The organism is Blautia sp. AF19-1 (assembly GCF_003479155.1).
In the GTDB taxonomy this organism is placed as follows: domain Bacteria; phylum Bacillota; class Clostridia; order Lachnospirales; family Lachnospiraceae; genus Fusicatenibacter; species Fusicatenibacter saccharivorans.
The window spans coordinates 16,026-30,258 of sequence record NZ_QUGQ01000011.1 but is presented as its reverse complement, the minus strand read 5'-3'; the positions used below and the strand labels follow the sequence as shown (position 1 = coordinate 30,258).

Genomic DNA, 14,233 nt, shown 5'->3' with positions numbered 1-14,233 from the left:
TCCAGTAGGTCATTTCCGGTGCGTTTGATACCTTAAGCCGTGCAATGGAAACATATTTCGGCAAACCGGAGGAAAACAATCTGTCCGATGATATCAATGAGGCACTTGCGGCAGAACTGCTGAAAGGAAAAACATATAACTCTTAAAATTTCTTGCAGGATTTCACCCTGTGTGGTACATTATAGTTATGAATTGCGGTGGCCGTCTTCGGACAACACCTTGAAAGAGCCTGATGCGTCGGGCTCTTTTTATTATAGGTTTTAGCTTGCTTATTTAATTGAAGTGGCTAACATGGGGCTGCCCTTGGTGTGCAAGAAGTAGAAAGCAATAAAATAAAAACAATAATGACAATATCTAAGCCAGAGGCCTAGGTGTTATTTTTAGCAAGTATTATTGCAGAATATCAGGTGCTTATTATAACAAATAGAAAGAGGAAATGAGACAGGGGAAAAGAATGAAGAAAAAAACAACAATATTATTACTGGCAGGGAGTCTGATGATAGCTGGAATAGCTGCTCTCCTGTACCAGAGCCAGAACAGCAGAAATCAGATCCGTCATTATACGGCCTTTTTTTCAACAACAGGGGAAGAGATCACTTCGGATAATGATATGAAAAAGAAGATCGCTGAACAGATCGGAGCCGATTGTGAAGAAACATGGCTGAAAGGACAGACAAAGGATAATGCACTGAATGCTTATATTGCAGCCGGCGAGTATCCGGATTTTATTTCCGGCGAAAGTAAATTATATGATGCAGGAGCACTGATTCCCATTGACGAATACTGGGACAATTATCCCAATATAAAAAATTATCTGACAGAGGAACAGTGGGACCTGTTTCGGCAGGCAGACGGACATATCTACTGGATTCCACAATTCGGAGTTTCACAGGGACAGGACACGGAAGTAATCCACAGCGGAGAAGCTTTCTGGATTCAGACAAGAGTTTTGAAATGGGCAGACTATCCGGAAATCACGACGGTGGATGAATATTTTGATCTTCTGGAACGGTATCAGGAAGCAAATCCCTGCCTGGAAAATGGAACACCGAATATTCCGTTTGCTATTTTATGCGATGACTGGAGATACTTTTGTCTGGAGAATGTTCCTCAATTTCTGGATGGATATCCGAATGATGGGAGCTGCATCGTAGATCCAGATACACTGCAGGTCATTGACTATAATACAACACCGACAGCCAAAAGATACTATCAGAAATTAAATGAAGAATACAAAAAAGGAATGATCAGCCCGGAAACATTTCTGGATACTTATGAAGAATATCTGGACAAACTATCCACAGGTGCTGTTCTTGGCATGGTAGATCAAAGATGGCAGTTTTATTATGCCATACAGACAGCGTATGATTCCGGAAATCTGCGCAGTTATGGATGTGATTATGTGCCACTTCCGATAACAATAGACAAAAAAGTAAAGAATCAGTGGCATACGGCAAGATCAGCAGAGCTGGATACCGCGTCAGGACTTTCTATTACCATTTCCTGTGAAGACCCGGAAGGGGCAATGCAGTTTGTAAATAACCTCCTTGATCCGGAGATTACGAAATTACGTTTCTGGGGAGAAGAAAATCTGGATTATTCGATAGACGAAAACGGAATATTTTATCTGAATGAGGAGCAGGGCGTAAGGGTAAATGATCAGAAACTGAAAAAGACGCATTTTTGTACATATTCCTATTTTCCAAGGAGTGAAGGAATGCTGTCAGATGGAATCAATGCATTTTCGCCGGAAAATCAACCGGCAGAATTCTGGAAAAGCCAGCCCTGGGATATACAGGAATGTTTTGAGGCGTATGGAGTAACAAACTATGTAGATATGCTTGGGAGAAATGATGCGCCGGGAGTGTGGTATCCCATGTATTCGTATACCAATTCACTGACATCAAATACACAGGCAGGACAGACACTGGAACGGATGGATGAAGTAAAACACCGGTGGCTTCCGCAGGTGATTCTGGCACAGAATTTTGAAGAAACATGGAATTCCTATATGGAAGCATACAACGCATGCGATCCACAGAGCTATTTTGAGGATTTACAGAAAGAGCTCAATCAACGAATGAACAAAAAGAATAGCAATTTTTGCATATTGAATGACAAGAACTAAATAGTCCGAAGGCCCCTATTTGTTTACAATGGTGATAACCAGTAAACAGATGGGGGCTTTTTATAAAATACGGGAGGGAATCCTATGAGAATTTGTCTGGAGCAAAGTGCCTTTCCGGGCGTAATCAGAGTTACGGAAAAGGTAGCACACGATGTGGAACTTGTATCGGGAAAGAAACCGCAGATTCTGGTAGAAAAAGAGATACCGGAAACACTGGAAAGCAGCGGGGAGGACTGGACGATCATTGCCGCGACGAAAGGAAAAAGCAGCTTCCTGAAAAAGCTGGAAGAAGCCGGGAGTGCGGAATTAAAAGAGCTGGAACAAAAGAGAGAATGCTATGCATGGATTTTTCCTGAAATAAAAAACAGGACAAAATCGAACCTTCTTGTAATTGCCGGGAGCGACAAAAGAGGAACGATTTATGGCCTTTTTCATTTATCGGAAATGCTGGGAGTCTCACCGTTTGTCGACTGGTGCGGACTGATGCCGCCAAAGCAGGAAAAGATAGAACTGAGGGAAGACATGGCCTGTATCAGCAAAGAGCCATCCGTCAGATACCGGGGATTTTTTATTAATGATGAATGGCCGGCATTTGGAAACTGGTGCAATCATAATTTTGGCGGCTTTAATGCAAAAGCTTATGATCATGTATTTGAACTTTTACTCAGATTAAAAGGAAATTATCTCTGGCCGGCTATGTGGAGCGCAAGATTTGCAGATGATGGACCGGGTCTCTTAAACGCAGAGCTTGCAGATGAATACGGAATTATTATGGGAATGTCACATCATGAGCCGTGCTTAAGGCAGGGGGAAGAATACAAATATCTTAGGGGAAAGAATTCTGTTTACGGAGATGCCTGGAATTTCAGAACAAACAGAGAGGGGATTACAAAATTCTGGGAAGATGGACTGAAAAGAAGCGGAAAGTTTGAAAATGTGATCACCGTCGGCATGCGTGGAGAAGCGGATACTGCGATCATGGGAAAGAATGCAACACTGGAAGATAATATTCAATTGCTGCGGGATGTACTGAAAACGCAGAAAAAACTGATTCAGGAACATGTCAATCCTGATCTGACCAGGGTTCCGCGTATGATAGCCTTATACAAAGAAGTAGAAGAATTTTTCTATGGAGATGAAAAAACAAAGGGACTGATGGGAGCAGAGGAGTTAGAGGATGTGATTCTGATGCTCTGTGATGATAACTATGGAAATCTCCGGACACTTCCAACAGAAGAGATGCGAAAACACGCAGGCGGCTATGGTATGTATTATCATCTGGACTACCACGGATGGCCGGTTTCCTATGAGTGGATCAACAGTTCTTATCTGCCGAAAATCTGGGAGCAGATGAGTATGGCATACGATTTTGGTGTGCGGGAACTCTGGATGGTAAATGTCGGAGACATCGCCACACAGGAATTTCCACTGAGCTTTTTTCTGGACATGGCGTATGACTTTGATCGCTGGGGAAGCAGGGCGCTTAACTGCACGCAGGAGTACACCAGAAAGTGGGTGAGACAGCAATTCGGTTCTGTGGAAGAAGAGACACAGGACACTATTGCAGACATTTTAGAGCAGTACACAAAAATCATCCACAGAAGAAGGCCGGAAGCACTGAACCCGGAGACGTATCATCCGGTGCAGGAAAAGGAAAGCAGCAGGATCTTCGAAGAAGCAGAGCAGCTTTTGAAAAAACTGCAGGACGTATATGAAACAATTGAAAAAACGAATCCGCAGAATCTGTCCGCATTTATCGCGCTTGTATATTATCCGGCATTTGGGACAATGAATCTTGTGAAGATGCAGATTCTTGCAGGCTGGAATCATTATTATGCTAATCTTGGTGCGGTCTGTGCCAATGATTATGTGGATGAAGTGGAAAGATGCATGGAACAGGATCGAAAAGCTGTGGAAATGTATCATCAGATGGATCAGGGAAGATGGTATGGAATGGGAATGTCACAGCATATTGGATTTACACACTGGAATGAAGATGAATGCAGGAATCCAGTCGTTATGCGGGTCATACCATTAAAGAAAAGATCCATCCTTGTGGCAGCAGACGGCACGGCGCAGCATGCGGAAGGAAGCCCGTGGCTGGATAACACGATGAAATTAAAGGATTTCTTAAATCCGGACTGTACCAGAGCATCCGTCACCCTATATAGCCGGAGTGATTTAAAGGCAGAGTACAAAGTTCTGAAAAAACCGGGCTGGCTGTCTGTGGAGCCGATGGAAGGATGGCTGGATGGCGTGAGCCAGAAGAAAGTGCGGCTGAATCTTACCTTGATAAAACAGAGATTACCGGAAACGAACCAGGATACTATTCAGGATTCGCTCGAGATTGCAACACCGGAAGGAAAATGTGAGATTACAGTGCCGGTTTATACAGGAAATCTACAGGATAAGAAAAATGTATTTGTGGATACAATGGGGTATCTCAGCATCGAAGCGGCACATTATGTAAATTCTGTTCCTGGAAATTACAAAGACAGACAGGTAAAATTTGAAAATCTGCAGGGATATGGAAAGACGAATTCAGCGATGAAGGCATTTCCATCCGATGCCTGCACAGTTCCGGGACAGGATGCGCCGTATCTGGAGTATCAATTTGTTTTGGAAGAAAGCGGAACATATGAAGCAGAATTCTATATGCAGCCATCCAATCCGGTTACCAGAGAGAATCAACTTCTTTATGCGGTCAGGATAAATGAAGAGATGACAGAAACCGTAAACGCAGTGGAGAAAGATTATCAGGTCGGTGATCAGGCAGAGAAATGGGCAGAAGGTGTTCTGAGTCAGATTCGAAGACAAACAGTTTCGATAAAATGCAGAGCAGGGTTCAATACACTTCGGGTCTATCATGTGACACCCGGCTTCGTTCTCGAAAAAATCGTGATTTATCCGATGGGGGAAAAGCCGGAAGAAAGTTATCTTGGACCGGCAGAAACGTATCACGGCAGACAGGAGGAAAAATAAAATATGGCAGGAGCATATGAAACAGGAGTATACCGCAATATTTTTAAAGAGTGTGGATATTCCGAAGAGGAAATTGAAAAAAGAGTGAAAGAAACATTTGAAACAATCTTTTATGGGAGTGAAGAAGAGCGTTTCTATCATGAAGCAGGTGCGGACATGGGATACATGGAGGACACCGGAAATCATGATGTCAGAACGGAGGGCATGTCATATGGAATGATGGTGTGCGTCCAGATGAACCGGAAAAAAGAATTTGACCGTTTATGGAAATGGGTACGGACGTATATGTATATCGAGGATGGTCCGGGAAAAAATTATTTTGCCTGGTCGTGTGCTGTCGATGGTACAAGAAACGCGGACGGACCGGCACCGGATGGAGAAGAATATTTTGCAATGGCGCTCTTTTTTGCTTCAAAGAGATGGGGAGATGGAGAAGGCATTTTCGATTACAGCAGCGAGGCAAGAGCAATTTTACGGGAATGTGTCCATAAGGGAGAGCCAGGGCATCCAGGAGAGCCGATGTGGAATCCGGAAAATCATCTGATCAAATTTGTTACCTCTTTTGAGTTCAGTGATCCATCCTATCATCTGCCGCACTTTTATGAGCTGTTTGCGTTGTGGGCAGATCCCTGCGATCATGAATTCTGGAAAAAGGCAGCGGACGCAAGCCGAAAATATCTTCACACGGCATGTCACTTCCGAACCGGATTATCTGCGGAATATGCAGATTATGACGGAACACCGCATGCACAGCATCAGGAGATTTTCGGCCGTCATGACTGGTACTACAGCGATGCGTATCGTACGATTGCCAATATCGGAATGGATCATCTCTGGTTTGACGCGGATCCCTGGCAGACGGAAAATGCCAATAAGCTGCAGCAATTTTACTGTGAAGAACAGGCGGAACACTGGGATGGGGTATTTCTGACTGACGGCACCAGGCTGGAAGAAAAAGCACTTCATCCGACGGCAATTATTGCGGTAAATGCACAGGCCTCACTTGCCGCAGACGGACCGTATGCAGAGAAATGTGTAAGACGTTTCTGGAATACACCGCTTCGGACAGGCGAGAGACGGTATTATGATAATTTTCTGTATCTTTTTGCAATGCTTGCTTTGTCAGGAAATTACCGGATCTATCGGTAATAAAATCATATATTTTGCAGGAAGGTTTCCTATAGTTTCTCCCGGTGTACAGCACCTGGAGTTCTGTTACAATGGAGTTATCTTGAGTTAACATAGGAAAAGCAGGAGGAATAATAAGGATGGAAGGACCGAAGGCGCCAAGAGATCCGGAAAAAATGAGACCCTATTTTTATATTTTAAAGGACAAAGAAATTTTTGGATCAAAACAGGAAGATGGAACCGGAATCCAGTTCGTGTATGAGAGTGACGGAAGACTGATCAACAGTGCACAGATTGCCGGAAATATCACAGATCAGGAGGAACTGGCCTTACTGGAGAACGTAGAAGGATTTCGAAAACTGGTACACAGCATCGGAATCTCTGTGGAACTGGATGATCCCAGAGAGTCTGTTGAATTTGTGTTTCAGATGTATGGAAAAAAGGATCTCTATGGAGGGGGAACGAATCTGAAAACCAAACTGCCCGGAGATGGAATGGAGAGAAAAATAGATCTGTCCGATTATACATGGACAGAAGATGATGATATTCCGGGGCAGATAAAATTTATCTTTCAGATACCGGAATTGCTGGGAAAAGCAAGTGTAAGACTTTATTTAAATGATGGATATGATGCACCGAAAGAAACCGCAGAAGAAAAAATAGATGTCCGTTCGGAAGAATACAGGGAAATGATACAAAGATCTCTGATGAATTTCGGAAATACCTGCCGGATACAGAGAGTAATTGAAAAAGCCAGAGACGGAAAAGAAGTTACGCTTGCATATATCGGCGGATCTATCACGCAGGGGGCGGGAGCAATTCCGATCCATACAAAATGTTACGCCTATCAGTCCTGCAAATTATTTCAGAAGCGCTTTGCAGCACAGGATAATGTCAGATTGATAAAAGCAGGAGTGGGAGGCACCCCTTCGGAACTGGGAATGATCCGTTTTGACAGAGATGTTCTGCGCAGAGAGGAACAGCCGGATCTTGTAGTGATCGAATTTGCTGTTAATGATGAAGGGGATGAAACAAAGGGGGACTGCTATGAAAGCCTTGTACGTAAAGTGCTGAATCTTCCCTGGAAGCCTGCTGTAGTGCTTCTGTTTTCTGTTTTTGCAAATGACTGGAATCTTCAGGAACGCCTGAAACCGGTGGGATACCGCTATGATCTTCCGATGGTCAGTATACGGGATGCCGTAAGCCCGCAGTTTCAGATGCCAAAAGGACGGGGACGGGTTCTGACAAAAAATCAGTTTTTTTATGATATGTTTCATCCAAACAATATGGGGCACACGATTATGGCGGACTGTCTGCAGTATTTGTTTGAACAATGCGATCTCAGGAATCAATGTGGGGTTGAAACACTGGAAAGACAGATGAAGGCGGAAGAACGACTGAAAGAATGCATGAGCGAGCCACCCGCAATCGGAAAGAGTTTTGAAACAGTTCGTCTGCTGGATCGAAAAGATGGATACAGAGGAGCCGAAATTGATGAAGGTGGATTTACAGCCGTGGACAGGGAACTGCAGAGTGTCGAAATGGATGCAGAACTTACACCTGTGCCGCAGTTCCCGTATAACTGGATGTATGATGGCACCAATTCCGATAAAAACTATTTCGAAATGACGATAACCTGCAGAAGTCTGCTTCTTGTTTTTAAAGATTCCGGTGAAATTTATACGGGAAAAGCAGAGATTTCCGTAGATGGAGGATACTGTATGACAGCGGATCCGCATATCAATAACTGGCTGCATTGCAATGCGGTCATTCTTTTCCAGGAGGAAGAGAGTAAGAAACATATCGTGAGAATTACAATACCAGAAGAAGACAGGAATAAACAGTTTACGATTCTTGGATTCGGGTATGTACAGTAAAGGAGAAAGTTATGGTAACGGCAAATAATCCAATTTTATCCGGTTTTTATCCGGATCCGTCGATTTGCAGGGCGGGGGATGATTACTATATTGTAAATTCAAGTTTTGTTTATGCCCCGGGAGTTCCGATTTTTCACAGCAGAGATCTGGCACACTGGGAACAGATCGGAAATATTCTGAACCGGAAGGAGCAGCTTCCAGTAGAGGGAAGTGAAATCTCAAGAGGTATTTTTGCACCGACGATTCGTTATCATGAAGGATTATTTTATATGATAACAACAAATGTAAGCTACGGTGGAAATTTTATCGTTACAGCGAAAAATCCGGAAGGCCCGTGGTCAGATCCATATTACCTTGGTGAAGAAGCAGCAGGAATTGATCCAAGCCTGTTTTTTGATGAAGATGGAAAGTGCTATTACTGCGGAACAAGACCAAACCCGGAAGGTGTGCGATATAATGGGGACTGGGAAATCTGGGTACAGGAACTTGATCTGAACACCATGAAACTGACAGGAGAAAGCATGGCAATCTGGAAAGGTGCGGTAAAAGACTGCATCTGGCCGGAAGGGCCGCATATTTACAAAATCGGAGAATATTATTACCTGATGCATGCAGAGGGCGGTACAGGTCCGGAACACAGTATCTCAGTTGCCAGAAGCAGAAAACTGTTTCAGTGGTTTGAAGGATGCCCGAGGAACCCCATTTTTACACATCGCAATCTGGGAATGGATTATCCGGTGATTTATGCAGGCCATGGAGATCTTGTAGATGATGGACATGGAAACTGGTATGTAGTAATGCTTGCTTCACGGCCGTGCAGAAAACACAGCAGTATGGGCAGAGAGACATTTCTTGCTAAAGTGATATGGGAAAATGGATGGCCGGTCATTGCGCCTGGAGTGGGACATCTGGAAGAACAGGTGGAAATCCCAATGGAAGAATATCGCTTTGCACAGGAAGTTACAAAATGTGATCAGATTCATTTCTGGGATAAAGAGTTGGAACAGAGACTGATTGGAATTGGCGGGTGTGATGAAACCATTTATTCGCTGAAAGAAAAAGAGGGAATGCTGCGGTTGTATCCCCGAAAAGAAAGTATTGCAGAAGCAGCCTATTGCTCCTATCTTGGATTACGGCAGAAAAGCTATCGCTTTGAAGCGGAAACAGGAGTTTTCTTTGTGCCGGAAAACGAGAAGGAAACGGCAGGTCTGGTTCTTTACCAGAATCATGAGAATCATCTGAGGATGGAAATCGCAAAAAAGCAGGAACAGAAAGTTTTTCGTGTTGTAACGTGTATCAAAGGAACAGAAACGAAAGCAGCAGAAGTTTTACTGCCAGGAGAGACGGAACAACTGCTGAAAATACGCCTGCAATGCCATGATCAGACGGCAAAAGTATGGATTGCGTCAGAAAATGGCTGGGAATGTGCGGCAGAGGAAATCAGTCTTCTTCCGTACACAACAGAAGAGGCAGGTGGTTTTGTCGGATGTACCATCGGCATGTATGCTTCTTCTAATGGAATGGAAAGCAAAAACCATGCAGACTTTGCATGGTTTACCTGTAGCAGCAGGAATTAGGGATTTTTCTGCAATTTTTCCGGATAAATATACATATCGCGGAATTCCGTAGGCGTACATTGTTTGACAGAACGGAAGACGCGAAGAAAGGTGGAAAGACTGGAGAAACCAGACTGAAGTGCTGCTTCCGTGACAGGAATATCGGGATCGGATAAGAGCAGCATGGCATGATCAATTCTTTTGCGATTAAGGTATTTGTAATAGGTGGTATTTGTAAACTGCTTAAACAGTCTGGTAAAGTGGTATTTGCTGAAGCCTGCTGTTTTTGCAACCTGGTCAAGGGAAAGATCTTCCGTGCAGTGTTCATCAATATAATTGCAGATGGAAAGAAAACGATCCAGATATTCTTTCTGCTTTTGCGGTCCGGCATCAAAACGGCAGGATGCAAAGGCCTGGTATCTGCCGATCAGAGAAAGAATATCAAGCATGCGCGCATAGATAACAGCTTCCGAAAGAAAGGAATCCTCTTCATATTCCGAAAGAATCTGGCAGATAAGATGATAAATATCGGAATAGATGTCAGGAGCGGTCTGAGGAGTAAGAGTGAGAACCGGGGAAATCAGCGCGAGGATGGAATTGAGATCGCGGATTTTTGACACAACCGACCATTCAATCTGCAGAATAATTCGTTTTCCGTTTTCCGGTGCCACAAGAGAGTGAAGGATCCCAGGGCAGATGAAAATAATGTCGCCCTCCTGAAGAAGAACAGGTTTATCCCCGAGGAAAACCGTATAAGTCCCTTCCAGAGGCATAATGATTTCCATGGGAGTATGCCAGTGAATGGGATAGTCCTCGCAGTCTGTGTTTACAAAAAGCCGCAGACTGCTGTTCTCTTTATACGTTACGGTTTCGTGAATCCCGTCTAAATGTTCAATCATAATATTGCCTCCGGAGGACTGCTGTAAATTTGATATTATCATAATACAGTAAAACAGAGATCACAAGAGAAAAAATTGAAAGAAGAGAACTGAAAACAGAATTCCAATCTAAATCTGGATATGATAAGATAACTGTGTGAAAGATGACATTGGAAAATCCAGAAGGGAGCAGGCAGTGTCTGCTCCCTGATTCACGTGAGAGGTTCTGAGAATGAAAGAGTTGCTTCAAAAAATTGAAAAACGGATGGATGACTTTACGGTCAAAAAGAAATTATACATTTTATATATTTTTTGCGTACTGCTTCCGCTGATCATTACGGACAGCGTGGTTTTTTTAATCATAAGAAATTCCGAGATGGAAAAGCAGAAACATGATATGACCAACATTGCAAATGCGGTAAGCTACAACATCAGCAGCGTGGTAAATAATGCAGGAGAAATGGCAAAAACGATCTATACCAGCAGATATATTGATGATTTTCTATCCAGAAAATATGATACCTCTGCTCAGTATATCATGGAATACCAGGAGTTTTTCAAGGATACTTTGTTAGAAAATCTGCTGGGAATGAATCAGATTGTATTTACGATGTATACGAACAATGACACCATTGTGAAGGGAGGAAAAGTAGGTAATATAGAGGATCTGAAAGAAACGCAGGCGTATCAGAAACTGAACCAGAGTGGGGAAACAAAAGGTTTTTTCTTTGTCTATGACAAAAACAGATCCGGAACGGCAGAGGAACGCAAGGTGGTATTTCTTCAAAAACTCGATTTTTTTTCAGGAGATCAGGAAAAAATGCTGCAGTTGGAATTTGACTATGGGAACATGATGCGTACGCTTCAGAAAATGAATTTTGACAACGAAGTTTTGATCTGTGAGGAGAATCAGATTGTACTTTCCAATACGAAACATGGAAGCACAGGTTCAGACTTTGAAGAACTGGATGATAAAATAAAGAAGGGATATCATCAGACGGTCAATCTGTATGGTACGGAACTTGAGGTGTATGTCAGACGTACGGGGGAGAACGCGATTGCGAATATTGCTCATAATTTACCGAGTATTCTGCTTCTGATCCTGATTAATGCGATTCTGCCATTCTTTTTTGTACATATCCTGAATCATTCGTTCACAAAACGTATTACGGAGCTGAATGAAGTGTTTAAAAGCGTGGATTCCGAACAGCTTGTACCGATGCGTCATGAAGGCGGAAAAGATGAAATCGGAAGTATGGTTCGAAGCTACAATCGAATGGCGGCCAGGACAAATGAGCTGATTCAGACAGTTTATAAAAACAAACTCGTAGAGCAGGAGATGCTTGTCAGCCGCAAAAATGCAGAACTTCTTGCCCTTCACAGCCAGATTAATCCTCATTTTCTGTTTAATGCACTTGAGAGCATCCGCATGCACAGCATTTTGAAAAATGAGAATGAAACAGCGGATATGGTTGAAAAACTGGCTGTCATGCAAAGACAGTATGTCGAATGGGGCGAGGACTCTGTGACGATTGAACAGGAAGTGGAATTTGTAAAGGCGTATCTGGCACTCCAGAAATATCGTTTCGGAGAAAGACTGAGTTATCAGATTGAGATTGATGAAGAATGCAGAAAAAGAAAGGTTCCAAAACTTACGCTGGTAACATTCGTAGAAAATGCATGTGTGCATGGAATTGAAAGTAAAGCGTCTCCAGGCTGGATTTTTGTAAGAGTATATGAACAAAACGAGCTGATCTGCATGGAAATAGAAGATACTGGGAACGGAATGGAAGAAGGCAAAAGGCAGGAACTTCTGGAAAACATGAGAAACGCAGACATTGAGATGCTGAAAAAGAAAGGAAGGGTAGGAATTGTCAATGCATGTTTAAGATTGAAAATGGTATCGGAAAATAAAGTGAAGATCGATCTGGATGGAGAAGAAGGGGTGGGTACACTGATAACAATCTGGATGCCCCTGGAGTATATGTAGTGTAGAGCAGGGAGGAGAAAAATGTTAAAAGTACTGTTGGTTGATGATGAACCCTTTATCCTGCAGGGAATTAAGGTCATCATAGACTGGGAAAAAGAAGGATTTGAAATTGCTGCGACGGCAGAAAACGGTCTGGAAGCACTGGAATATTTGAAAAAAGAAAAAGTGGATCTTATCATAGCAGATATCCGGATGCCTGGTATGACAGGTCTGGAATTACTGGAGCAGATACGAAGGGAAGAAATATCGGATGCGTATTTTGTTATTCTGAGCGGTTATGCGGAGTTTGATTACGCAAGGCGTGCCATGCAGAATAAATGTACGGAATATCTGTTAAAACCTGTTGACCGGGAAACCCTGTTAAAACTGTTGCATAAGGTTCGTGCATTATCAGACCGGGAGAGACAGGAATCAAAGGCACATGAGGAAATGGAACATGCCTATTTTTCGAGACATCTGATCTCTTTAATCCATGGAAAATACGATGATGTCAATCTTAATTACGTAAAAAAACACATGAAAGATACGCAGGGAATCCGTTATGTGGAGATTCAGAAAGAACAGCCGAACAATCTGGAAGAACAGAGCGATAAAGACCTGCGGAATTTTCAAAGAGAGCTGTATGACTGCTGCAGAGAATTTTTGAAAGAAGATGCCAAGCACTGTGTATTTGATGTTTCTGCGGATGAAAAAATATATGATATTGGTTTTGTATATTCTGAAAACCTTGCGGAGCGTCTGGGAATGGATGATAAAACATACCTTTCTGCATTCCGGCAATATCTTGTCAATAATACGAAACAGCCGGTTATTATGCTGGTTGGGAAAAAAGTACCAGATATCAGCAATGTGGCAAGATCGTATGGTAATGCCTGTATGCTCCGCTCTTTTCAGGGGTTCCGGGCACGAAAAGAAATCTATTATTATGAGGATGAAGTGCAGGTTACAGCGGCTGGAATGGTCTTATGCAAACAGGGGCTGGATCAGCTTCTTACCACCATTGAACAGAATAACCACATGGAGATCCGGAAAGCAGTAGAACAGTTTTATGAAGAAATGAGTCAGATGGGAATGAATGCTGAGAGCATGAATCTGAATATCAATTATCTGCTTTTCCAACTGATCCATCTGGCGAGTGAGCAGGATAATGACGTAAACCAGGAAGAAATCCTGCGTCTGATCAGTGAAAGCAGCTTTGAGAATGGTATCCTGCGTGGCAGTAAGGCGCATATGGCGCGCTTTGCATGTGAATACGGCGATTATCTTTCTCAGCTTCGAAAAAACGTTTCCAGGGGCGTTCTCGGCATGGTAGAAAAAGAAATCAAAGAGAATTATGCCGCCAACCTCACGCTGAAGGGTCTCAGTGAAAAATACTATGTCAACAGTGCCTATCTCGGGCAGCTGTTTCGGAAAAAATATGGTCTTTCCTTCAAGGACTATCTGAACAATTTCCGGATGGAGCAGGCCGCAGGCCTTCTGATCCGCACGGATAAAAAAATTGTGCAGATTGCAGAAGAAGTAGGATATCATGATCTGGATTATTTTGTAAACCGTTTTATTCAGGTGAAAGGGTGCACACCGGCCAGATTCCGAAAACAGATGCAGCAGGGAAGTTAAAGAAAACAGGAAGTAAGAAACAGGGTAAATTATAGTGCGTATCTACGATCTATAATTTACCCTGTTTCTTACTATAG

At 43.0% G+C, this 14,233-nt stretch carries 8 protein-coding genes; 7 read left to right on the top strand and 1 reads right to left on the bottom strand.

All coding sequences use genetic code 11. The features are described from left to right. Positions 1 to 454 precede the first annotated feature (454 nt). The 5 genes from DWX26_RS08910 (at position 455) to DWX26_RS08890 (ending at position 9,692) form a co-directional block, all read left to right on the top strand. Complete coding sequence (locus DWX26_RS08910; protein WP_118601262.1) at positions 455 to 2,128, top strand: extracellular solute-binding protein; 1,674 nt, start codon at positions 455 to 457, stop codon at positions 2,126 to 2,128. A gap of 84 nt (positions 2,129 to 2,212) precedes the next feature. Continuing rightward, positions 2,213 to 5,110 carry a glycosyl hydrolase 115 family protein gene (locus DWX26_RS08905; protein WP_118601261.1) on the top strand — a complete coding sequence of 966 codons (2,898 nt, stop codon included), beginning with the start codon at positions 2,213 to 2,215 and terminating at the stop codon, positions 5,108 to 5,110. 3 nt (positions 5,111 to 5,113) lie between these two features. Continuing rightward, positions 5,114 to 6,259, top strand: a complete 1,146-nt coding sequence (locus DWX26_RS08900) for a glycosyl hydrolase family 8 (protein ID WP_118601260.1) — start codon at positions 5,114 to 5,116, stop codon at positions 6,257 to 6,259. Positions 6,260 to 6,378: 119 nt separating this feature from the next. Beyond that, complete coding sequence (locus DWX26_RS08895; protein WP_118601259.1) at positions 6,379 to 8,115, top strand: SGNH/GDSL hydrolase family protein; 1,737 nt, start codon at positions 6,379 to 6,381, stop codon at positions 8,113 to 8,115. Between the two features lie 11 nt (positions 8,116 to 8,126). Then, positions 8,127 to 9,692, top strand: a complete 1,566-nt coding sequence (locus tag DWX26_RS08890) for a glycoside hydrolase family 43 protein (protein ID WP_118601258.1) — start codon at positions 8,127 to 8,129, stop codon at positions 9,690 to 9,692. Here DWX26_RS08890 and DWX26_RS08885 read toward each other — a convergent pair. Further along, entirely contained in the window at positions 9,689 to 10,570 is an 882-nt protein-coding gene (locus DWX26_RS08885; protein WP_118601257.1) for a helix-turn-helix transcriptional regulator, read from the bottom strand. The genes DWX26_RS08890 and DWX26_RS08885 overlap by 4 nt on opposite strands. Positions 10,571 to 10,781: 211 nt before the next feature. Here DWX26_RS08885 and DWX26_RS08880 point away from each other — a divergent pair, with 211 nt between their 5' ends. Together DWX26_RS08880 and DWX26_RS08875 are read left to right on the top strand one after the other, a co-directional pair. Then, positions 10,782 to 12,539, top strand: coding sequence for a sensor histidine kinase (locus DWX26_RS08880; protein WP_118601256.1), 1,758 nt, complete (start codon positions 10,782 to 10,784; stop codon positions 12,537 to 12,539). Between the two features lie 21 nt (positions 12,540 to 12,560). After that, complete coding sequence (locus tag DWX26_RS08875) at positions 12,561 to 14,156, top strand: response regulator transcription factor (RefSeq protein WP_118595815.1); 1,596 nt, start codon at positions 12,561 to 12,563, stop codon at positions 14,154 to 14,156. Positions 14,157 to 14,233 lie beyond the last annotated feature (77 nt).